Origin of the sequence: Cupriavidus pinatubonensis (assembly GCF_019602855.1) — a bacterium.
Lineage (GTDB): Bacteria > Pseudomonadota > Gammaproteobacteria > Burkholderiales > Burkholderiaceae > Cupriavidus > Cupriavidus pinatubonensis.
On record NZ_CP080767.1, the window covers coordinates 82069 to 103376 of the forward strand.

The window sequence follows — 21308 nt, forward strand, 5'->3', positions numbered from 1 at the left end:
ATTTGAGGCCCATCCTATTCGGACGTCCCGGCTGGCGGTTTCTAATGCCCTCTCGCGCAAACGCTGAGAGAGACAGACCATGGGAAAGACGATTGCCTCGCTGGAAGCCGATCCCGTCCACGCGGCGCTGATCCGCCGGATCGTCAATGAAGCCGGATACGAATGCGTGAGCTTCAGCCAGAGCCGACGCCTGTTGCTCGCCCTGCATGACACCGCGTTCGACTTGCTGCTGCTTGACTGGGACATGCCCGGCATGTCCGGGCGCGAGGTACTGAACTGGTTACGCGGCAACCTGGACCGGCGCATCCCGGTGATGTTTCTTTCGTCCCGCGATGCCGAAGCCGACATTGTCAGCGCGCTCGTCGCCGGCGCCGATGACTATATGGCCAAGCCGATCCGCGCCGCCGAGCTGTCGGCACGAATCGGGGCGGTGCTGCGCCGATCCAGCCCTGACAACGTCGCGCGCAACGCGCCGCTGCGCCTGGCCGGCTATGTGTTTGACTGCGCCGCGCGGCAGGTGACCTGCCACGGCCATCCAATCTGCCTGACGCCAAAGGAATTCGACCTGGCCGTGCTGTTGTTCCGCAATGAAGGGCGCATCGTCACGCGTGACCACATCATCGCCACGGTCTGGGGCCGCGAGATCTCGCCGCTGTCACGCACCATCGATACGCATGTCTCGCGCGTGCGCAGCAAGCTGGGCCTGCATGCAAGGAATGGACTCAGGCTGACGCCGGTCTATACGCATGGGTACCGGCTGGAGCTGGCGGAGAGTGAGGCGGCATGAAGACGTCCAGGTGGACCGGTTGGTCATCCTGCGTCTGCCAAATAAAAAAAGGCACCTGAAGGTGCCTTTCGCCAAACAACTGACTGATCGGGGAGCGATCAGAAAATGTGGCGGATACCAGCGGCCACGCCCAGCTGGTTGTTGGCGCCCGGCAGTTCGGTCGTCGCGCCGCCCGAGACGTGGTTGTAGTCGACAGTGCCGTACACTTGGGTACGCTTCGACAGCGAGTACTCGGCCAGCAGGACGCCGGCGTAACGGTGGCCGCCATTGCCGGCGATACCGTTCTTGTTCTCGATGTAGTCGTAGTAGAACGCACCGGTCACTGCCAGGGCCGGAGTGGCCTGGTAGGTCGTGCCGACATAACCCAGGTGGTCCTTACGCGGGTTGTTCAGGGCGCCAGCAGTGATGGCGGTCTGAGCGCCTGCGCCCGTCGAGGCTGCCGACTGGTTCATGAAACCGTTGTCGATCACGCCAGTGCGGTCCTTGCCGCCGAGGTAGCCCAGGAAGATCTTGGCCGGGCCGATGCTGTACTTACCGGCAGCACCGAACATTTGCTGACGCTCGCCAGCCTGGTTACGGATTTCCTGGTACACGCCGCCGATGCCGAACGGGCCATACGAGTAAGCGGCACGGGCACCCCAGTACTGGTTGGAGGTCATGCTGCCGGCGGTTTCGCCGAAGCCGTAGCTGGCGCCGACGTCCAGGCCGCCGAACTTGCCGCCGTAGCTCATGACGTTGTTCGCGCGGAACTGGGTCAGGAAGAACGGCCAGGCGTTGGCGGTGTAGTTACCGATGGTCAGCGGATCGTAGTCGCCGAAGAAATTAAAGCCTTCGGTGTACTGGCGGCCCAGCTTGACAGCGCCGAAGTCACCGCTCAGGCCAACGTAGGCCTGACGATTGAACAGCGTGTTGGCCGAGTTCAGCTTGCCGGTGTCGAGGCTGTAGCCGTTTTCGAGCTGGAAGATCGCCTTCAGGTTGTTGCCCAGGGCTTCAGCGCCCTTGAGGCCCCAGCGGCTTTGCGTCACAGCGCCATCGGTCAGTTCGGTCTTGCCGTGACCCGATGCGTCGGCATGGGTGGTGTAGCGAACGCTGACATCAGCGATACCGTACAGCGTGACGGAAGTCTGTGCAAAAGCGGAACCTGCCAGCAGGCTGCCGGCGGCGAGGACGATGGCCGATGATTTCTTCATGGTGCTCCTTTTCTGTTCTGTTCTGTTCTCCGCCGGATCACGACGGGGCACGGGGTCTACGTTTCGTGTAAACGCCGCGAAAATTTAACAAAACGCTGGAACGAAGGACACAAATACGCGCTGAAGCCCGGAACCGAGCAGGATTTTGGTGCAAATCCGTTGTCAGGCCGCTACACAATACTGCGTTGGTGCGTTGCACCAGCATCAGTGGGCATTTGCTGGTGCGCCAGGCGCAAATGAAGACGCGCCGGCGGGCCCTGAAAGAGGCGCGCCGGCGCGGGGGAACGATCAGTGAATCAGTTCTGGGGGATCTCGATCTTGACCTCGAGCACTTCCAGGTTGTCCTGGCGCTCAAGGCTCACGCGCAGATCCTGGTCGCTGATCTTGACGTATTTGGAGATCACGGCGACCAGCTCGCGCTGCAGCGCCGGCAGGTAATCGGCAGGCGCCGAATGGCCGGTGCGTTCGTGAGCCAGGATGATCTGCAGTCGCTCTTTGGCGACCGAGGCCGACTTCTTCTTTTCCCCCAGCAGGAAGGACAGGATCGACATGGGGATAAGTCCTCCTTACTTGTTTTACTTGTTGCCGAAGATGCGGGACAGCAGGCCGGGCTTCTGGTAATCCGTGAAGCGCATCGGCTTGTCCTTGCCAAGGAAGCGGTCCACCACGTCGCCATAGGCGTCAGCCACGTCGGAGCCTTCCAGGTGGATGGCCGGCGTGCCCTGGTTCGAGGCATGCAGCACGGCCTCGGACTCAGGGATTACCCCGATCAGCTTGATGCGCAGGATTTCCTGGATGTCCGTGAGCGACAGCATCTCGCCGCCGTGCACGCGCTTCGGGTTGTAGCGCGTGATCAGCAGGTGTTCCTTGATCGGCTCGCCACCTTCGCTCGCACGCTTGGTCTTCGATGCCAGGATGCCAAGGATGCGGTCCGAATCGCGCACCGACGACACTTCCGGGTTGGTGACGATCAGCGCCTCGTCGGCGAAGTACATCGCCATCAGCGCGCCCGATTCGATGCCGGCCGGCGAATCGCAGATGATGTACTCGAAGTTCATGTCGACCAGGCCCTTGATGACCTTCTCGACGCCGTCCTTGGTCAGCGCGTCCTTGTCGCGCGTCTGCGAGGCCGGCAGGATGAACAGGTTCTCGCACTTCTTGTCCTTGATCAGGGCCTGGTTCAGGTTGGCTTCGCCCTGCACCACATTGATCAGGTCATAGACGACACGGCGCTCGCAACCCATGATCAGGTCGAGGTTGCGCAGGCCGACGTCGAAGTCGATCACGGCAGTCTTGTGGCCACGCAGGGCCAGGCCCGCGGCAAAGCTGGCGCTTGTGGTGGTCTTGCCGACGCCTCCCTTGCCGGAGGTCACAACGATGATTTTTGCCATGGCTCTTTGGTCCGTAATTAGGTTGAAGCTTGCGCTGCAGTGATTCAGTTCGTGGCTGGGCGCCGCCGGATCATTTCATCCGGATCGCTTCCAAGATCAGCTTTTCATCGGCCAGGCGAACCTGGGCGGACTTGCCAAGCACGTCGGCCGGCAGGGTCTGCTCGGCCGTGCGGTAGATGCCGGCAATGGAAATCAGTTCGGGCTCCATGCACGTGCTGAAGATGCGCGCGCTGGTATTGCCCTTGACGCCCGCCAGCGCTCGGCCGCGCAGCGGGGCATAGACGTGGATATTGCCTTCAGCGATCACCTCGGCGCCGTAGCTGACCACATCCATGATGACCACGTCGCCCTGCGCGTAGACCTGCTGGCCCGAGCGCAGCGGCTTGTCGATCAGGAGGGTCTGGGCTTGCTGGATGGCGGCCTTGACGGCGGCTTCGGTGGCGGACTGGGCAGCAGCGCGGGCGGCTTCGTCGCGCGCGGACTGTTCAGCGGCGGCCTCGGCTGCGGCGCGTTCTGCACGTTCGGCGGCCTCGGCGGCTTCGGCCGCGTCGCGCAGGCCGCGGCGGCTCTGGCTGTCGAGCAGCGGCAGGCCGAAGCGCTGGGCCCACTCATGCTGCGCGGGCCGCGCGACCACGCCGATTGCACGGGCCTTCAGCGTCGCGAGCGTGCCGATCACCGCGTCGAGCGAGACCTCGTCATCACTTTCAAGCGCACGCAGGTCCAGCGCGATCACGTCATTGGAGAAGAAATCGGGAGTGGCTTCGAACCGGGAGAGCAGGTCGTCCCGCAGTGCAGCCATGTCGGCGGTCTGGAGGGCGAGAAGGAGGGCGTCTACATTGCCACTGCGCAGCTCGAAGCGTGGCGATTTCTTCTGTGACATAGCCGGGTGACCGTGGAAATGCCACATTCTAACTGCGTCTTCGGTGCGAACTGTAACAAATGGGTGGACTTTGTCCTCAGGTGCTGCACGCAATCCATCTGACGTGTCCAAGTGGTGCCTGCGACAGCGCGGCCGTCCCTTGCGGTCGCGTGCGGCGCTGCCTTGTTACGATTGCTTCATCTGCAGAACGGAGCTGTCATGGGCGCGATCGTCAATAGTGTGGCCTACCGGGAAGGCAAGCGGCTCGGCACGGTCGGCATCAAGGAGATTCCGCAGGCGCTGAGCGTGCCAGGTACGTTCGTGTGGCTGGGCCTGCATGAGCCGGACCTGGCCCTCCTGCGCCAGGTGCAGCAGTCGTTCGGGCTGCACGACCTGGCGGTCGAAGACGCACTTGATGCCCACCAGCGGCCGAAGCTCGAGGCCTACGGCGATTCGGTGTTCATCGTGCTCAACACCGCGCAACTGATCGAGGACGAGGTGGTGGTCGGGGAGACGCATATCTTCGTCGGCCCGAACTACGTCGTGTCGGTGCGTCACGGCGCCAGCAGTACCTATGCGCCGGTGCGCGAGCGCTGCGAAAGCGACCCGCAGGGGCTCGCCAACGGCCCTGGCTATGTGCTCTATGCGCTCATGGATTTCGTGGTCGACCACTACATGCCCATCGTCACGCGCCTGGAAGATACCTTTGCCGAGCTGGAGCAGGACATCTTCCGCGACGAATTCGACCGCGCAGCGATCGAGCGGCTGTACCAGATCAAGCGGCAGGTGCTGCGCCTGCGCAATTCGGTGAACCCGGTCGAGGACATGTGCGGCCAGCTTATCCGCCTGCACGAAGACCTTGTGCCCAAGGAACTGCGCGCCTATTTCCGCGATATCGAGGACCACGCCAGCCGGCTCGTGCGCACACTCGACGTCGTGCGCGAAATGCTGACCACGGCCGTCCAGGTCAACCTCGCGCTGGTCACCGTGGGGCAGAACGAGGTGGTCAAGCGCCTGGCGGGCTGGGGTGCGATTCTCGCGATCCCGACCGTGGTGTTCAGCCTCTACGGCATGAATTTCTCGTTTATGCCGGAGCTGAAGTTCCACTATGCGTACCCGGTCGTGATCGGCGTCACGGTTGTCGCTTGCGGGGCGCTATGGCGACGGCTACATCGTGCCGGATGGATTTGATGTGCATGATTTATGAATTGAATGGATGTTATTTGATATTCATTGGCATGTGTAATTATTCGCGCGAATAATCTTCGGGCTACCGCCTGCCTTCCGGGCCGAGCCGCCGCCTCCTACACTGGAATCAAGAAGGCGCAGCGCATCCCGGAGTTCGTCATGCCTCAAGCCCGCCCCCCGCTCTGGCCCGCCGCGGCAGCCGGCCTGGCCTGTCGCCGTCCGTTGGCCATCGCCACGCTGGCCTTGGCGCTGGCGCTTTGTCCTGACCCGCTGATTCACGCGGCGCCTGCCCCCGCTCAGCCGGCCCAGGCGCAGACACGCGAGGCACTCGCCGCCTATGAGGCCGGCGCGTTCGATACCGCACTGCGCGGCTTCGCCGCCGCCGCACGGGAAGGCAACCGGCTGGCCCAGTTCAACTACGCGATGATGCTGCTGCGCGGCGAGGGCACGCCCGTCAAGCCGCAGGAAGCGCTGGTCTGGCTGCGCAAGGCCGCTGACAACCAGATGACACATGCGCAGTTCACCTTTGGTGACCTGTACGAGCGCGGCGAGTTGGTGCCGCGCTCGCTCGAAGAGGCCAACCGCTGGTATGAACGCGCCGCGCAGGGCGGCCACATTCAAGCGCAGGTGGCGCTGGCGACCAACTACTTCACCGGCCGCGGGGTGCCGCGAGACTATGCCAAGGCCTTCGAGTGGTACAACCGTGCCGCCGCGGCGGGCGACGGTGGTGCACAGTACATCGTTGGCAGTTACTACGAACGCGGCGAGCCCGGCGTGGTCGGCAAGGACATCGAACAAGCCAAGATCTGGTATGCGCGCTCGGCGGCGCATGGCGATCCGGGCGCGCTAGCGAAGCTGCGCTCGCTGCTGGAGCAATCCGTACGCGCGAAGGCCGGCAGCTCGATGTAAGCGACCGCGAGAGGGTACAAGTCTTGCTTGAGACAGCGCGACAATCATCGCAGCAACCGCCTGGGAGGGCGCCGTGGCCATACATGTCGCACTGAATCACGTCACGCACTATCGCTATGACCGTCCGGTGAAGCTGTCGCCACAGGTGGTGCGCCTGCGGCCTGCACCGCATTGCCGCACGCCGATCCTGTCCTACGCATTGCGCATCGAGCCGGCGCAGCATTTCATCAACTGGCAACAGGATCCGTTCTCGAACTACCTGGCGCGGCTGGTCTTTCCCGAGGCTACGACCGAATTCAAGGTCACGGTCGACCTTGTCGCCGAGATGTCGGTCTACAACCCGTTCGACTTCTTCCTCGAACCGTCGGCCGAACGCTTTCCGTTCGAGTACGACGCCGGTCTCGCGCACGACCTGGCTCCCTATCTGGTGCGCGATGAACTGACGCCGCGCTTTGCAGACTTCGTCGGCAGCATCGACCGCGCCGAATGCCGCACGCTCGATTTCCTGGTCGCGCTGAACCAGCGCCTGCAACGCGAGATCCGCTATCTGATCCGCATGGAGCCGGGCGTGCAGACGCCGGAGACCACGCTTAACAATGCCTCGGGTTCATGCCGCGATTCCGGCTGGCTGCTGGTGCAGACACTGCGCCATCTCGGTCTGGCAGCGCGTTTCGTCTCGGGCTACCTGCTGCAGCTTGCGCCCGATGTGAAGGCCATCGACGGCCCCAGCGGCGCCGAGCGCGATTTCACCGATTTGCATGCATGGTGCGAGGTGTATTTGCCCGGCGCTGGATGGATTGGCCTGGACCCGACCTCGGGCCTGCTCGCGGGCGAAGGGCATATCCCGCTTGCGTGCACGCCCGAGCCGGGTAGCGCGGCGCCGGTGACCGGCGCCGTCGACGAGTGCGAAGCGGAGTTCAGCCATGCGATGACCATCACGCGCGTTCACGAATCGCCGCGTGTCACGCTGCCCTATACCGAAGACCAGTGGCAGGCCGTGAACGCCGTGGGCGCCGCGGTGGACCGCGACCTGCAGGCGATGGATGTGCGCCTGACCATGGGCGGCGAACCCACCTTCGTCTCGGCGCGCGACCGCGACGGCGCCGAATGGAACACCGATGCGCTGGGCCCGACCAAGCGCGGCCTGGCCACCGAACTGGTGCATCGCCTGCGCGAGCGTTACGGCGCGGGCGGCTTCCTGCATTTCGGGCAGGGCAAGTGGTATCCGGGCGAGCAGTTGCCGCGCTGGGCGCTGACGATCGCGTGGCGTGCCGATGGCATGCCGTGCTGGCAGAACCCGGCCCTGTTCGCCGACGAACGCCACCCGGGCGACTACACCGATGCCGACGCACGCCGCCTTATGATGACCCTGTGCGACCGGCTTGGGGTGGACGCATCGTGCGCGCAACCGGCCTACGAAGATGCCTGGTACTACCTGTGGCGCGAACGGCGGCTGCCGGTCAATGTCGATCCGCATGCCTCGCGCCTTGACGACGAGATGGAGCGCGTGCGCCTGCGCCGTGTGTTTGATACGGGCTTGGCGAGTGTGACCGGTTACGTGCTGCCGCTGGCGCGCGCGGAAGGCGAGAACGACGACGCTGTGGAAATTGGCTGGGAAACCGGACGCTGGTACCTGCGCGAGGAGCGCCTCTACCTGCATCCCGGCGATTCTCCGATGGGCTATCGCCTGCCGCTCGATTCGCTGCCGTGGGCCAGCGAGGCCGACCGCGTGCAGCAGTTCGAGCAGGATCCGTTCGCGCCGCGCGCAGCCTTGCCTGCGGCCGCAGCACTGCGGCGACAGTCACCGGCACGGTCGGCTGCCACGACGCCAGCGCGGCAAGCTGCCAGTGCGGCCGCTGGCCCGGGTACGGGCGGCGGCACGGCCGCCGCTTCACAAGGCGAGCCCGCACGTGGCCAATCCGCACCAGGCGTGATACGTACTGCGCTATGCGTGGAAGTCCGCCATCCCGCCCGCGCGGCAGGGCCAAAGATCGAAGCCGAACAAATGGACGACAAGCGCGGCGTGATTTACGTCTTCATGCCGCCGCTGCCAAAGCTGGAGGACTACCTCGCGCTGGTGCAGGCCGTGGAAGCCACGGCCGCCGCGCTGAACGTGCAGATCGTGCTCGAAGGCTATCCGCCACCGCGCGATGCACGCCTCAAGGTGCTGCAGGTCACGCCGGACCCCGGCGTGATCGAGGTAAACATCCACCCGGCCGCGAACTGGGAGCAACTGGTTGACCACACCGAGTTTCTCTACCTGGCCTCGCACGAATGTTTCCTGTCGACCGAGAAGTTCATGCTCGACGGCCGCCATACCGGCACCGGCGGCGGCAACCATTTCGTGCTGGGCGGGGCGACGCCGGCCGACAGCCCGTTCCTGCGGCGCCCGGACCTGCTGGCCAGCCTGATCACGTACTGGCACAACCACCCTTCGCTGTCATACCTGTTTTCGGGCCTCTTCATCGGGCCGACTAGTCAGGCGCCGCGCGTGGATGAGGCGCGCAACGACCAGCTCTATGAACTCGATATAGCCTTCGCCGAACTGCGCCGTCAACTCGCCGGACGCGAGCAGGGCGGCACCAACGGCTACGTGCCGCCGTGGCTCGTCGATCGCGTGCTGCGCAACCTGCTGATCGACGTCACCGGCAACACGCACCGCGCCGAGTTCTGCATCGACAAGCTCTATTCGCCCGACGGCCCGACCGGCCGGCTCGGCCTGCTCGAATTGCGTGCGTTCGAGATGCCGCCGCACGCACGCATGAGCCTGGTGCAGCAGTTGCTGCTGCGCGCGCTGGTCGCACGCTTCTGGCGCGAGCCGTACCACGCGCCGCTTACGCGCTGGGGCACGGCGCTGCATGACCGCTTCATGCTGGGCAGCTTCGTGCAGATGGATTTCGACGATGTGCTCGCCGACATGAATGCCGCGGGCTTTACGTTCGATGCGGCCTGGTTCGCGCCGCATTTCGAATTCCGCTTCCCGCGCATCGGCGAGCTGGCCGCAGGCGGCCTCGCGCTCACGCTGCGCGGCGCGCTGGAGCCCTGGCACGTGATGGGCGAGGAGGGCGGCGCCGGTAGCACGGTGCGCTATGTGGATTCATCGGTCGAACGCGTGGAAGTGCGCGTGCTCGGCCTGAACGACAGCCGGCACGTGATCACGGCCAACGGCAAGTCTCTGCCGCTGCAGCCGACAGGGCGTGCCGGCGAATTCGTCGCGGGCGTGCGCTACCGCGCGTGGGCGCCGCCATCGTCGCTGCATCCGACCATCGGCTCGCATGCGCCGCTGACCATCGACGTCGTCGACACGTGGTCGGAGCGCAGCATCGGCGGCTGCCAGTATCATGTCGCGCATCCGGGCGGACGCAACTACCAGGCCTTCCCGGTCAACGCCTACGAGGCGGAAAGCAGGCGGCTGGCGCGCTTTTCGGCCTACGGGCATACACCGGGGCGCACCGTCGCGCAGGCGCCGCAGCGCAGCCTTGAGTTCCCCTTCACGCTAGACCTGCGCCAGGGGTAGACATGCAGCACAGCGGCTGCGCCGGGACAGGCCAGCCGCCAACGGGAGACCCAATCTTGGCCCAGCCCCTGTCGCGGCCGACTGATGACCTCGATGCCACCCATGCGGCAGCGGCGATTGCCGCTGCCGCACGTCTTGCGCAGCCGGTTCCCGCCGGGCATCTCGACGAACTTCGCTTGCCCGCTGGCAGCTTGCGCGAAGCATGGGCGCGCTTCTTCACCGTAGTCGGCGAACCGAGTGCGGAAACGCTGGGGCCGCGCGCGACGGCCATGGCGCGCCAGATCCGCGACAACGGTGTCACCTACAACGTCTACGCCGACCAGGGTGCGGCGCGTGCGTGGCCGCTGGAGCTGTTCCCGTTCCTCGTCACGGAACAGGACTGGCAGCTGATCGAGCGCGGCGCCGCGCAGCGTGCGACCCTGGCCAACGCGATCCTGGCCGATATCTACGGCGAACAGACGCTGCTTTCGCGCGCGCTGCTGCCGCCGGGGCTCGTGTACGGGCATCCGGGCTACCTGCATCCGCTGCGCGGCTACCAGCCGCCGGGCGGCAGCTTCCTGCAGATCGTCGCGGTCGACCTCGTGCACACCGACGATGGCTGGACCGTCATGGCGCATCGCACCGATACGCCTTCGGGCATGGGCTACGCGCTCGAGAACCGGCTGATCATCTCGAGCCTGTTCACCGATGCCTTCCGCGACCTGCACGTGCGGCGCCTACCGCCCGCATTCGCGCAACTGGTGTCCACGCTCGCGCATGCCCCGCTCGCCGCTGCGACAGAAGCCGGAAGTGGACGAGATGGACCTGTCAGTGCCGGCACCGGTCACCACATCGTGCTGCTCACGCCCGGCCCCTACAGCGAGACCTTCTTCGAGCACACCTTCCTGGCCCGCTATCTCGGCATCACGCTGGTCGAGGGCAAGGACCTGACCGTGCGCAACGACGTGGTCTACCTCAAGACCTTCGGCGGGCTTGAACGCGTGGACGTGGTGCTGCGGCGCCTGGACGACGTCTTCTGCGATCCGCTCGAGCTGCGCCATGACTCCACGCTTGGCATACCCGGGCTACTCGAAGCGATGCGTGCAGGCAACGTGATGGTTTCCAACGTGCCCGGCGCGGGCTTCCTCGAGTCGCCGGCGATCCACGGATTTCTGCCCGGCATCGCCGAAGCGTTGCTCGGCGAGCCGCTGATTCTGCCCGGCGTGCCGAGCTGGTGGTGCGGCGAGGATGCCGCGCGCGAACAGGCCCTCTCCACCCTGACCGAAGCGTTCGTGATGCCGACGTATCCGCGCCGTGCGGACTTGTCCGACGAGCCGCCATTGGGCATGGAGCTGGGCCTGCAGGCGCTCGACGGATGGCGCGAGCGCATTGCGCGCATGCCGGACCGCTACACGTTGCAGCCGCCGCTGCCGCTGTCACACACGCCATGCTGGGAAGGGAATCAGATCGGCTCGCGTGCGGCGATGCTGCGCGTGTTCGCCGTCGCCGATGGCAATGGCGGCTGGCAGGTCATGGCGGGCGGCTTCAGCCGGCTCGCAGCGCCGCAGCTCGAATCGGTATCGATGCAGCTTGGCGGCACCAGCGCGGACACGTGGGTGCTGTCCGGTCAGCCTGTACCCGCCGCGCCGCTGACAGGGCGTACCGGTCTGGCTCCGCCGACGCCGGCCCGGCCGCTCGCGGTGTCGAGCCGCGCGGCGGAGAACCTGTTCTGGGCCGGGCGCTACGCCGAGCGTGCCGAAAATAATGTGAGGCTATGCCGCCAGATCCTCGGCTCGATCGAAAGCAGCGACGATACCGACGACGGCACGCTGTCAATGCAGGGCCAGCTTGCAGAGAGGGACGGCCTGGTTCCGGCCGAGGCGCCTTCGCCAAAGACGTCGCTGCGCCTGTTCGAACGTAGCCTGGTCGCGACGCTCGCCGATGCGCGCGGCGGTACCGGACTGGCGCAGAACCTCGCCGCACACGCCGCCGCCGCCAGCGAAATCCGCAACCGCCTGTCCAACGATCACTGGCGCACCATTCTGGCCGCGCGCAACGATTTCGGCGACGCGATGATGGAGGCTACGCTGGCGCCGAGCGAAGGGGCCGTCAGCTATGACCGTGCGCGCGTGCTGTCCGCGCTGGAGCACCTCGCCATGCAGCTGGGTGCCATCAACGGCGCGCAGGGCGATCGCATGTCACGCGACGAAGCATGGCGGCTGGTCTTCATCGGCCGCCATATCGAGCGCCTGGCCACCATGAGCAACTTCCTGCTGACTGCCATCGACACTGGCGCGCTGCGCTCGCGCAGTGGCTTCGAATTGCTGCTGCACCTGTTCGATTGCACGCTGACGTACCGCTCGTTGTATCCGGGCCGAACCGACCTTGCTGCACTGGTCGAGCTGCTCGTGCTTGAGCCCACCAATCCGCGCGGCTTGTACGGTTTGCTGGAGCGGTTGCGCAGCAAGCTGGAACAGCTCGCTCCTGGCGGCAGCGCGCAGACGCGCGTGCCGCTCGCGGAATTGCTCCCCGCGCCGAGCGCGCTGCCCACGCGCGCGGCGCTGTGCGAACCGTTGGGCGAAGCCGGAGGGGATCCCGCCGCGTTGTCGGCGCTGTGCCAGCTGTTCATCGAGCGCATGGGGCGCGTGTCCGATGAAATCAGCGCGCGCTATTTCAGCCATGCCGGCGCCAACCCGGAGGCAGAGTCGTGAACGACGCCGCGCCCACGTGCACCGGCGGCTGCACGCTCAACGTGCTGCACACGACTACCTATCACTATTCGCAGCCCGTCGAGCACGCGCAGCAGCGCGCCGTGGCGACGCCCCCCGACTTGCCTTGGCAATCCGTCACCGCGCACGACACGCGCATCGAGCCCGTGCCCACGCACCAGCACGTGCGCACCGACGCATTTGGCAACCGCGTGCTGCATTTCATGCTCGACGTGCCGCACACGCAGATGCAGCTCACGTGCGCGAGCACCGTGGTACTCACGCCGCGCTGGCAGACGCTTGATCCGTCCGCTTCCGCGCCGTGGGAAACCGTGGCGCAATCGCTGCGCTTCCACGCGGCCCAGCCGTTCGAGCCTGCCACGCAGTTCGCCTTTGCCTCGCCCAACATTGCACTGCATCCGAGCCTGCGCGACTACGCGTTGCCCAGTTTTGGCGCAGGCGTGCCCGTCGTGGCGGGTGCCATGGACCTGATGCGGCGGATCCATGCCGATTTCACGTATCACAGTGAATCCACCGAGGTGCATACGCCCGCCATGCAGGCGTTCGCGCAGCGCAGCGGCGTGTGCCAGGACTTTGCGCAGGTGATGATCGGCTGCCTGCGTTCCGTGGGTGTCGCAGCGCGTTACGTGAGCGGTTACCTGTGCACCGAGCCGCCGCCTGGAGAGGAGCGGCTGGTCGGCGCCGACGCCTCGCACGCGTGGGTATCGGTGTATTGCCCGGTCGCGGGCTGGGTCGACCTCGATCCGACCAACAATGTGCTCGCGGACACGCGCCACGTCACGCTCGCGTGGGGCCGCGACTACAGCGACGTGCCGCTGCTGCACGGCGTGATCGTCGGCGGCGGCGCGCATGGCGTGGATGTCGGCGTAACCGTGGTGCCGGTGGACTGAACGGCCGGCAAGCTGGCAAGGCAATTGCTTGAAGCATCCCGGGCAATATTACGGGAGCCGCTATGCTGAGCCGCACCGCCGATCACCTGTACTGGATGGCCCGCTACACCGAGCGCGCGGAGAACACCGCGCGCATGCTGGACGTCAATTACCAGACCGCGCTGTTGCCGCAGGGTACGGAAGCGGCCGAGCAGGGCTGGCGGGCCATGCTCGATATCACCGAGCTGACGCCGCACTATGCCGAGCGCCATGGCCGCCTGAACCATGAAGCGATGATTGCCTTCATGGCGACTGACGAGAGCCATCACGCGTCGATCCTGTCCTGCCTGCGTGCCGCCCGCGAAAACGCCCGCGCGGTGCGCGGCGCGTTGACCACGCCGCTTTGGGAAACGATCAACGCCACATGGCTTGAAGCACGTCAGCTCGTCAGTGACGGCGCGCCATTGCACGATCCTCCGGCGTTCTTCGAGTGGGTCAAGTTTCGTTCCCACCTCGCGCGTGGGGTGGAAGTCGGCACCATGCTCAAGGACGAAGCGTTCTGTTTCATGCGGCTGGGAACGTTCCTGGAGCGCGCCGACAATACTGCGCGACTGCTCGACGTGAAATTCAGGCCTGCCGGCGGCCCTGTTCCGCAGGAGGACTCGTATCAGTGGGCAGCCGTGTTGCGCGCCTTGTCAGGCCTGGAGACGTATCGGAAGGTCTACCGCTCGGCCATCACGCCAGAACGGGTGGCGCAACTGCTGATCGTGAATGCTGCGATGCCGCGGTCGCTCGCGGCCAGCATGCAGGAGGTGGTGGCGATCCTCGCGCAGATTCGGAACCGGCATTCCGCCAATACCGAGCGGCGGGCCGGGCGGCTGCATGCGGAATTGCGATTTGCACGTATCGACGACATTCTTGCCGTCGGGATCCATGGGTGGCTGGGGGATTTTCTTGGGAAGGTCAGGGAGGTGGGGGAAGGGATTCGGGCTGATTTTCTTTTGGCATAGAGGCGGTGGCGCATGCCAGGCACACGCCGCCGCATCACCAAAACCGCTTACCCCAATTTCTTCTTCAACAACTCATTCACCTGCGCCGGATTAGCCTTTCCCTTGGTTGCCTTCATTGCCTGTCCAACCAGCGCATTGAACGCCTTCTCCTTTCCGGCCCGGAACTCTTCCACTGACTTGGCATTGGCCGCCAGCACGTCATCGATGATCTTCTCGAGCTCGCCGGTATCGGACATCTGCTTCAGTCCCTTGGCGGCGATGATCGCATCCGCATCGCCATTGGACTCACCTGCCCACATGGCCGGGAAGACATCCTTCTTGGCGGTGTTGTTGGACACCGTGCCATCGGCAATGCGCGCCAGCAGCCTGGCCAGTTGCAAAGGCTTCACCGGCGCGGCATCGATGCTGATGCCTTCACGGTTGAGCTGCGACGCCACATCGCCCATCAGCCAGTTGGCTGCCGGCTTGGCATTGGCCGCACCGACCTCGGCGACGACAGCTTCGTAGTAGCTGGCCATCGCCTTCGAAGCCGTCAGCGTGCTGGCGTCATACGCCGACAGGCCATATTGCGAAACGAAACGCGCTTGCATGGCCGCCGGCAATTCGGGCAGCTCACCGCGCACACGTTCGATCCAGGCTGCGTCGATCTCAAGCGGCATCAGGTCCGGGTCCGGGAAGTAGCGATAGTCGTGCGCGTCTTCCTTGGTGCGCATCGCGCGCGTTTCGCCGGTGTCCGGATCGAACAGCACGGTGGCCTGCTGGATCTTGCGGCCGTCCTCGATCTCGTTGATCTGCCACTGCACCTCGTATTCGATGGCCTGTTGCAGGAAGCGGAACGAGTTCAGGTTCTTGATCTCGCGGCGCGTGCCGAATTCCTTCTGGCCAACGGGGCGCACCGAGACGTTGGCGTCGCAGCGGAAGCTGCCTTCCTGCATGTTGCCGTCGCAGATGCCCAGCCACACCACCAGCGAGTGCAGCGCCTTGGCATAGGCTACGGCCTCGGCCGCACTGCGCATGTCCGGCTCGGTCACAATTTCGAGCAGCGGCGTGCCGGCGCGGTTCAGGTCGATGCCGGTCATGCCGGCGAAGTCTTCGTGGAGCGACTTGCCCGCGTCTTCTTCCAGGTGCGCGCGCGTGAGCTGCACGGTCTTCTCGTACACCTCGCCCTTCTTGCCTTCGACCTGGATGGTGATGCTGCCGCCCTGCACCACAGGAATCTCGTACTGGCTGATCTGGTAGCCCTTGGGCAGGTCGGGGTAGAAGTAGTTCTTGCGCGCGAAGATGCTGCGCGGCGCGATGGTGGCGCCGATCGCCAGGCCGAACTGGATGGCGCGTTCTACCGCGCCCTTGTTCAGCACAGGCAGCACGCCCGGCAGCGCGAGGTCAACCGGCGAGGCCTGCGTGTTGGGCTCGGCGCCGAAGGCGGTGGAGGTCCCGGAGAAAATCTTGGAGGCCGTCGAGAGCTGCGTGTGCGTTTCGAGGCCGATCACCACTTCCCATTGCATGGCGGTATTCCTGTTCGGTTCTTGGGTTCTGTCTGTTGCGATGGACCAGAGCTGGCACCGGTCCGATTGTCTGTGTCTGTACTGCCGGCGCTCTCAGGGGTCGGGGCTCGCGAGCCATGAATCGAGCTGAGCCATGGCGGCGACGCGGGCCACGGCATCGCCGCCGACCGTTACGCCGCGGCCGGCGCGCGCGTTGCCTGAGTTGCCTGGCACGTCGCGGCGCACGTGAAGCTCGCTCGTGCCGTCAAAGCCGTGATAGGCGCCGGGATAGATCTCGAGCCGGAAGCGTGCATTTGGCTGGCGCGCGAGCACCGCGCTCTGCAGCATGGCGCAGCGCGTGGCCGGCGTCCAGTCGTCGGCGCCGCCGATCATCAGCAGCACCGGCGCGCGCAGCCGGAAGTTGTGCTGTTGCACGGCGCGCTTGCAGGCCGGATAGAAGGCCACGGCACGCTCTACCTGCGGCGTGTCGGCCGGCCATGCGCGGCTGGCGTCGACGGTGGCCAGTACGGCCTGCGCACCGTTGGACCAGCCGAGCAGCACGATGCGCGAAGCGTCGATGCCGGGCTGGCGCGCGACCCAGCGCAGCGCCGCCAGTGCGTCAGTGCGGCGCACGCGCTCGTCCATGCCGCGGGCTTCCGGCGAATCGCCGCACCCCGGCAGCCTGCCGTGCGCGGACAGGCTGTCCGGCATCAGCACGGCGTAGCCGCGCTCCGCCAGCCATTGCGCGTATTCGCGATAGCGTTGCTGCAGCGCGGGCGCGGCGTCCACGGTGCTGTCGGCGGCATTGTTGCCGGAGTTTCCGGCTTCCACGCGGATGGTTTCGGGGCGAGTGCCCAGCAGCCCGTTGCAGCCGTGCAGCGCGACCACGACAGGCAGCGGTTGCGTGCGCGGCGTGCTTCCCTCGCGCGGCACGAACCAGAAGGCGTTGAGCGCCGGCGCGCCTTGTTCGCCAGGCAGCAGCACGCGCTGCGCCGGCGTGGCGGCGCGTGTGGCCGGCGGCGTGCGCGTGGTGGCGCCGGGTGTCAGCGCGCTCAGCGGTGCCGTGTTGGCAGGCTGTACCAGCGCCGGCGTGGGCGGGGCGGGTGTATGCGCGATCGCCGCGCCGGCCAGCAGCATGCCGGCCACACCGGCCACGCGCATGGCGAGGCGGTGCAGTCGGTGCGGGCGTTGGCTGGCGGGCGTGGTGCGCATGGCGTATGGCCTTAGCGGGTTTGCGCGCAGGCGCCCGTGCCGGGTTCGAACATCACCGGCCACGCCTGTTCATAGATGCCCGGCGTGCAGCGCTGCTGGCAGTTGGCATGCGCCAGCGTCACGCGGCGGGGGTCCTGCCAGACCATCAGCTTGCAGCCGCTGCCGTCGTTCGCGCGCAGTTCGATATGCGGCTTCTTCTGGACCTGGCGGAAATCGGCCAGGTTGAAGCTGCATGAGCCGCGCTTGCCGACCCACAGCTTCCACGACAGTTGTTGCACGCTGTTGTCGGACACGCGCAACTGGGCGTCCTCGCGGAAGCCGTCTTCCTCGGTGCGGCGGCAGTCGCCGACAAGGTCGATATCGCGGGCGGCGATCGGCGTCGGCTTGCCGATGATCGGCAACTGGATGCAGCCGGCCACCACCGCCGCGAGCGCCGCAGCGAGGATCAGCCGGAAGCCTTGCGCAAGCCGTTTCATGCCTTGGCGGGACGGCGCAGGTGCCAGTCGGTCGCCTGCTGGAATGCGTGCGCGGTTTGCAGCAGGCGCGCTTCGTCGAAGTAGTTGCCGATCAGCTGCAGGCCGACCGGCATATTGCCTTCGCCGAAGCCGCACGGCACGCTCATGCCGGGCAGTCCCGCCAGGCTGGTCGACAGCGTGAAGATGTCGGCCAGGTACATCTGCACCGGGTCCGAGGTCTTCTCGCCGAGCTTCCATGCAACCGTGGGCGCGACCGGGCCCATGATCACGTCGCACTGGGCGAACGCGCGCTGGAAGTCGTCGGCGATGATGCGGCGGATCTTCTGCGCCTGCAGGTAATAGGCGTCGTAGTAGCCGTGCGACAGCACGTAGGTGCCGACCATGATGCGGCGCTTGACCTCGGCGCCGAAGCCTTCGGCGCGCGACTTCTTGTACATGTCGAGCAGGTCGCGGTACTCGGCCGCGCGGTGGCCGTAGCGCACGCCGTCAAAGCGTGACAGGTTCGATGAAGCTTCGGCCGGGGCGATTACGTAGTACACGGGAATCGACAGTTCGGTCTTCGGCAGCGAGACCTCGACCAGCGTGGCGCCGAGTTGTTCGTACTGGCGCAGCGCGGCGCGCACCGTCTCTTCCACATCGGGCGACAGGCCCTTGCCGAAGTACTCGCGCGGCAGGCCGATGCGCAGGCCTGCCAGCGGCTGGCTTTCGGAAGCGCCGGCGCGCGGCTGGCCCAGGTAGCGCGCGAAGTCTTCATCGACGCCGCCTTGCTCGGGCGGGATGCTGGTCGAGTCCTTCGCATCGAAACCGGCCATGGCGTTGAGCAGCAGCGCACAGTCTTCGGCGGTGTGGGCCATCGGGCCACCCTGGTCCAGCGACGACGCGAACGCGATCATGCCGTAGCGCGATACGCGGCCGTAGGTCGGCTTGATGCCGGTGATGCCCGAGAACGACGACGGCTGGCGGATCGAACCGCCGGTGTCGGTGCCGGTCGCGGCAGGCGCCAGTCCCGCGGCCACCGCGGCGGCCGAGCCGCCCGAGGAGCCGCCCGGCACACGGTCGGTGTCCCACGGGTTGCGCACCGCGCCGAAGAACGAGTTTTCGTTGGACGAGCCCATCGCGAACTCGTCCATATTGGTCTTGCCCAGCGTCACCATGCCGGCGGCGGCCATGCGTTCGACTACGGTGGCGTCGAACGGGCTTTCGTAATTGGCCAGCATCTTCGAGCCGGCCGTGGCGCGCCAGCCACGCGTCACGAACACGTCCTTATGGGCCACCGGCACGCCGGTGAGCAGCGTGGCCTCGCCGCGCGCGCGGCGTGCGTCGGCTTCGCGGGCCTGGGCTAGCGTGCGTTCGGCGTCGACATGGGTGAAGGCGTTCAGCGCGCCGGCCTGCTCGATGCGGGCCAGGTAGGTGCGCGCGAGTTCCTCGGCGGAAACGGAGCGCGCGGCCAGGGCGTCGGCAAGCTGGCGCAGGGAAGTCACGGAATCAGCGGAAAAGGGCATGACAGTCGGTTGGCATCAGGGGTGGCGTGCTTGGGTGCGGGCGCAATGAGGCAGCACGGGGTCATTCGATGACCTTGGGCACCAGGTAGAGGCCATTCTGGGTGGCCGGCGCGGGGCGCTGATAGTCTTCGCGGTGGTCGCTTTCGGTCACGGCGTCGTCGCGCAGGCGCTGGACCATGTCGCGCACGGTAGCCAGCGGGTGCGCCAGCGGTTCGATGCCGGTGGTATCGACAGCCTGCATCTGCTCGACCAGCGAGAAGAAGTTATTGAGCTGCGCAAGCGTCTGGGACGCCTCTTCATCGCTGGTTTCGATGCGGGCCAGATGGGCGATGCGCTTGACGTCGGAAAGGTCGAGGGCCATGGCGTAGTGGGTACGGGTCGGATGCAAAAAGGCGCTTGCAGCACAGGCGTCCGAGGCATGCGGCGGGTGCGTCGCGCGGCCCGGGCGGGGTGCCGAGGGGCGCCCCGGTGTCGTCGGATTAGCAGTTGTTTTCAGGCTGTAACCGCCCGAATCAGCAGGAATTATAAGGTATCATTGCGTGCTCTCGACCTTTGGCAACGTCCTCGCCACATGCGCGCCGGCGGAGCCTCTCAGGTGAATAATTTGTCACTTTTTCGGCGGGGTCTTCGACTGCCGTGAAACGTGCTTCGGGATGCACCGGCCGCGCGCCGGGGCGGAGATGTCCGAAGCTGATGGTCTGGGTCCCTCTGATTAGCCCTCTGCCGCATTGCGAAATTTCAGCGATGGGGCACAGACGTGATCTTTTCGCGAACTTTTTCGTGAGGTCTAATCAAAGGTTCCCGTAAGAGCGGCGCGCGACAGCGCTCCGCGGCAGTTTGCCGGCGCCATCCTGGAGCAGGGTGGCCGGTGGCGGACTGTCCGGCGTCCGGGAAGCCTGACCTTACCCGCATGAATACATTTTGTGGCCGGCCCGTAGTCGGTGCCGGCCACTTCGCCTACCCGCGAACCCAACAGAAACAGGATTCCTGATGTTCGGATTTCTCCGCAGCTACTTCTCCAACGACCTGGCCATCGACCTTGGCACCGCCAACACGCTGATCTATATGCGTGACAAGGGCATCGTGCTGGACGAGCCTTCGGTCGTGGCCATCCGCCAGGAGGGCGGTCCCAACGCCAAGAAGACCATCCAGGCAGTGGGCAAGGAAGCCAAGCAGATGCTGGGCAAGGTGCCGGGCAATATAGAAGCCATCCGCCCGATGAAGGACGGCGTGATTGCCGACTTCACCGTCACCGAGCAGATGCTCAAGCAATTCATCAAGATGGTGCATGACTCGAAGCTGCTGCGTCCGAGCCCGCGCATCATCATCTGCGTGCCGTGCGGCTCGACCCAGGTCGAGCGCCGCGCGATCCGCGAATCCGCCCTGGGCGCCGGCGCCAGCCAGGTTTACCTGATCGAGGAGCCGATGTCGGCCGCGATCGGCGCCGGCCTGCCGGTGTCGGAGCCGTCGGGCTCGATGGTCGTGGACATCGGCGGCGGCACCACCGAAGTCGGCATCATCTCGCTGGGCGGCATGGTGTACAAGGGCTCGGTGCGCGTCGGCGGCGACAAGTTCGACGAGGCCATCGTCAACTACATCCGCCGCAACTACGGCATGCTGATCGGCGAACAGACCGCTGAAGCCATCAAGAAGGAAATCGGCTCGGCGTTCCCGGGTTCCGAAGTCCGCGAGATGGAAGTCAAGGGCCGCAACCTGTCCGAAGGCATCCCGCGCGCATTCACGGTGTCGTCCAACGAAATCCTGGAAGCACTGACCGATCCGCTCAACCAGATCGTATCGGCCGTCAAGATCGCGCTGGAACAGACCCCGCCGGAACTGGGCGCCGACATCGCCGAGCGCGGCATGATGCTGACCGGCGGCGGCGCGCTGCTGCGCGACCTGGACCGCCTGCTGGCCGAGGAAACCGGCCTGCCGGTGCTGGTCGCAGAAGACCCGCTGACCTGCGTGGTACGCGGCTCCGGCATGGCGCTCGAGCGCATGGACAAGCTGGGCAGCATCTTCTCGTACGAGTAAGGCTGCAGGACTGCACGGCGCGATGCACCGCCTGCCGGATCTCGCGATCAGGGCTGCGGAGCAACGCTGCCTCCGCGGGAGCGCTCCCGCGGCGCCCATTGCCGCCCCGGCACGCCGGGGCGGCAATGTCTTTGCGTGCCAGCCTCACTTTTCCCTAGCGTCTTCTCTCCCG

17 protein-coding genes are annotated in these 21308 nt (G+C 65.9%); 8 read left to right on the forward strand and 9 right to left on the reverse strand.

What is annotated here, in order from left to right; genetic code table 11:
- Positions 1-79: 79 nt before the first annotated feature.
- Positions 80-787 (forward strand): response regulator transcription factor, encoded by a 708-nt coding sequence (locus tag K2O51_RS12770; RefSeq protein WP_011296250.1) that lies wholly within the window; start codon positions 80-82, stop codon positions 785-787.
- A 98-nt stretch (positions 788-885) separates the two neighbouring features.
- Here the strand turns inward: K2O51_RS12770 and K2O51_RS12775 are convergent, their stop codons facing one another.
- The 4 genes from K2O51_RS12775 to minC form a co-directional block, all read right to left on the reverse strand.
- On the reverse strand, positions 886-1977 hold the full coding sequence (locus K2O51_RS12775; RefSeq protein WP_011296251.1) for a porin: 1092 nt from the start codon (positions 1975-1977) through the stop codon (positions 886-888).
- A 296-nt stretch (positions 1978-2273) separates the two neighbouring features.
- Positions 2274-2528 (reverse strand): cell division topological specificity factor MinE, encoded by a 255-nt coding sequence (minE, locus tag K2O51_RS12780; protein ID WP_011296252.1) that lies wholly within the window; start codon positions 2526-2528, stop codon positions 2274-2276.
- Positions 2529-2552: 24 nt separating this feature from the next.
- Positions 2553-3368, reverse strand: a complete 816-nt coding sequence (gene minD / locus K2O51_RS12785) for a septum site-determining protein MinD (RefSeq protein WP_011296253.1) — start codon at positions 3366-3368, stop codon at positions 2553-2555.
- A gap of 70 nt (positions 3369-3438) precedes the next feature.
- The gene (minC, locus tag K2O51_RS12790; RefSeq protein ID WP_041679436.1) at positions 3439-4248 is read right to left on the reverse strand and encodes a septum site-determining protein MinC; all 810 of its coding nucleotides are present in this window, start codon (positions 4246-4248) and stop codon (positions 3439-3441) included.
- Positions 4249-4446: 198 nt separating this feature from the next.
- On the opposite strand from minC, the gene K2O51_RS12795 reads away from it, so the two are divergent.
- From K2O51_RS12795 to K2O51_RS12820, 6 genes are all read left to right on the forward strand, one after another.
- On the forward strand, positions 4447-5418 hold the full coding sequence (locus K2O51_RS12795) for a magnesium and cobalt transport protein CorA (protein ID WP_011296255.1): 972 nt from the start codon (positions 4447-4449) through the stop codon (positions 5416-5418).
- A 156-nt stretch (positions 5419-5574) separates the two neighbouring features.
- Positions 5575-6324 (forward strand): tetratricopeptide repeat protein, encoded by a 750-nt coding sequence (locus K2O51_RS12800; RefSeq protein ID WP_220631199.1) that lies wholly within the window; start codon positions 5575-5577, stop codon positions 6322-6324.
- A 73-nt stretch (positions 6325-6397) separates the two neighbouring features.
- Positions 6398-9841 (forward strand): transglutaminase family protein, encoded by a 3444-nt coding sequence (locus K2O51_RS12805; protein WP_220631200.1) that lies wholly within the window; start codon positions 6398-6400, stop codon positions 9839-9841.
- 2 nt (positions 9842-9843) lie between these two features.
- The gene (locus tag K2O51_RS12810; RefSeq protein ID WP_245001904.1) at positions 9844-12531 is read left to right on the forward strand and encodes a circularly permuted type 2 ATP-grasp protein; all 2688 of its coding nucleotides are present in this window, start codon (positions 9844-9846) and stop codon (positions 12529-12531) included.
- Positions 12528-13439 (forward strand): transglutaminase family protein, encoded by a 912-nt coding sequence (locus K2O51_RS12815; RefSeq protein WP_011296259.1) that lies wholly within the window; start codon positions 12528-12530, stop codon positions 13437-13439. The genes K2O51_RS12810 and K2O51_RS12815 overlap by 4 nt, the downstream gene beginning before the upstream one ends.
- Positions 13440-13501: 62 nt before the next feature.
- Complete coding sequence (locus tag K2O51_RS12820) at positions 13502-14428, forward strand: alpha-E domain-containing protein (protein ID WP_140950895.1); 927 nt, start codon at positions 13502-13504, stop codon at positions 14426-14428.
- Between the two features lie 47 nt (positions 14429-14475).
- On the opposite strand, the gene gatB is transcribed toward K2O51_RS12820, so the two are convergent.
- The 5 genes from gatB to gatC all read right to left on the reverse strand — a co-directional run bounded on the left by gatB (position 14476) and on the right by gatC (position 19463).
- Positions 14476-15933, reverse strand: a complete 1458-nt coding sequence (gene gatB, locus K2O51_RS12825) for an Asp-tRNA(Asn)/Glu-tRNA(Gln) amidotransferase subunit GatB (protein ID WP_011296261.1) — start codon at positions 15931-15933, stop codon at positions 14476-14478.
- Positions 15934-16026: 93 nt separating this feature from the next.
- Entirely contained in the window at positions 16027-17124 is a 1098-nt protein-coding gene (locus tag K2O51_RS12830) for a dienelactone hydrolase family protein (RefSeq protein WP_220631201.1), read from the reverse strand.
- Positions 17125-17135: 11 nt separating this feature from the next.
- Complete coding sequence (locus K2O51_RS12835; protein ID WP_011296263.1) at positions 17136-17600, reverse strand: hypothetical protein; 465 nt, start codon at positions 17598-17600, stop codon at positions 17136-17138.
- Positions 17597-19102, reverse strand: a complete 1506-nt coding sequence (gene gatA, locus K2O51_RS12840) for an Asp-tRNA(Asn)/Glu-tRNA(Gln) amidotransferase subunit GatA (protein WP_140950893.1) — start codon at positions 19100-19102, stop codon at positions 17597-17599. Before gatA ends, K2O51_RS12835 begins: the two co-directional genes overlap by 4 nt.
- Positions 19103-19163: 61 nt before the next feature.
- On the reverse strand, positions 19164-19463 hold the full coding sequence (gatC, locus tag K2O51_RS12845; protein WP_011296265.1) for an Asp-tRNA(Asn)/Glu-tRNA(Gln) amidotransferase subunit GatC: 300 nt from the start codon (positions 19461-19463) through the stop codon (positions 19164-19166).
- A 629-nt stretch (positions 19464-20092) separates the two neighbouring features.
- On the opposite strand from gatC, the gene K2O51_RS12850 reads away from it, so the two are divergent.
- Positions 20093-21136, forward strand: a complete 1044-nt coding sequence (locus K2O51_RS12850) for a rod shape-determining protein (RefSeq protein WP_011296266.1) — start codon at positions 20093-20095, stop codon at positions 21134-21136.
- Positions 21137-21308: the final 172 nt, after the last annotated feature.

Excerpts from the sequence above, each read along its gene's own strand:
- minE (WP_011296252.1), bottom strand. The coding sequence starts at position 2,528 with ATGTCGATCCTGTCCTTCCTGCTGGGGGAAAAGAAGAAGTCGGCCTCG.
- gatC (WP_011296265.1), bottom strand. The coding sequence starts at position 19,463 with ATGGCCCTCGACCTTTCCGACGTCAAGCGCATCGCCCATCTGGCCCGC.
- K2O51_RS12850 (WP_011296266.1), top strand. The coding sequence starts at position 20,093 with ATGTTCGGATTTCTCCGCAGCTACTTCTCCAACGACCTGGCCATCGAC.
- K2O51_RS12830 (WP_220631201.1), bottom strand. The coding sequence starts at position 17,124 with ATGCGCACCACGCCCGCCAGCCAACGCCCGCACCGACTGCACCGCCTC.
- minD (WP_011296253.1), bottom strand. The coding sequence starts at position 3,368 with ATGGCAAAAATCATCGTTGTGACCTCCGGCAAGGGAGGCGTCGGCAAG.
- K2O51_RS12770 (WP_011296250.1), top strand. The coding sequence starts at position 80 with ATGGGAAAGACGATTGCCTCGCTGGAAGCCGATCCCGTCCACGCGGCG.
- K2O51_RS12820 (WP_140950895.1), top strand. The coding sequence starts at position 13,502 with ATGCTGAGCCGCACCGCCGATCACCTGTACTGGATGGCCCGCTACACC.
- K2O51_RS12775 (WP_011296251.1), bottom strand. The coding sequence starts at position 1,977 with ATGAAGAAATCATCGGCCATCGTCCTCGCCGCCGGCAGCCTGCTGGCA.
- K2O51_RS12835 (WP_011296263.1), bottom strand. The coding sequence starts at position 17,600 with ATGAAACGGCTTGCGCAAGGCTTCCGGCTGATCCTCGCTGCGGCGCTC.
- minC (WP_041679436.1), bottom strand. The coding sequence starts at position 4,248 with ATGTCACAGAAGAAATCGCCACGCTTCGAGCTGCGCAGTGGCAATGTA.
- K2O51_RS12800 (WP_220631199.1), top strand. The coding sequence starts at position 5,575 with ATGCCTCAAGCCCGCCCCCCGCTCTGGCCCGCCGCGGCAGCCGGCCTG.
- gatA (WP_140950893.1), bottom strand. The coding sequence starts at position 19,102 with ATGCCCTTTTCCGCTGATTCCGTGACTTCCCTGCGCCAGCTTGCCGAC.
- gatB (WP_011296261.1), bottom strand. The coding sequence starts at position 15,933 with ATGCAATGGGAAGTGGTGATCGGCCTCGAAACGCACACGCAGCTCTCG.
- K2O51_RS12795 (WP_011296255.1), top strand. The coding sequence starts at position 4,447 with ATGGGCGCGATCGTCAATAGTGTGGCCTACCGGGAAGGCAAGCGGCTC.
- K2O51_RS12810 (WP_245001904.1), top strand. The coding sequence starts at position 9,844 with ATGCAGCACAGCGGCTGCGCCGGGACAGGCCAGCCGCCAACGGGAGAC.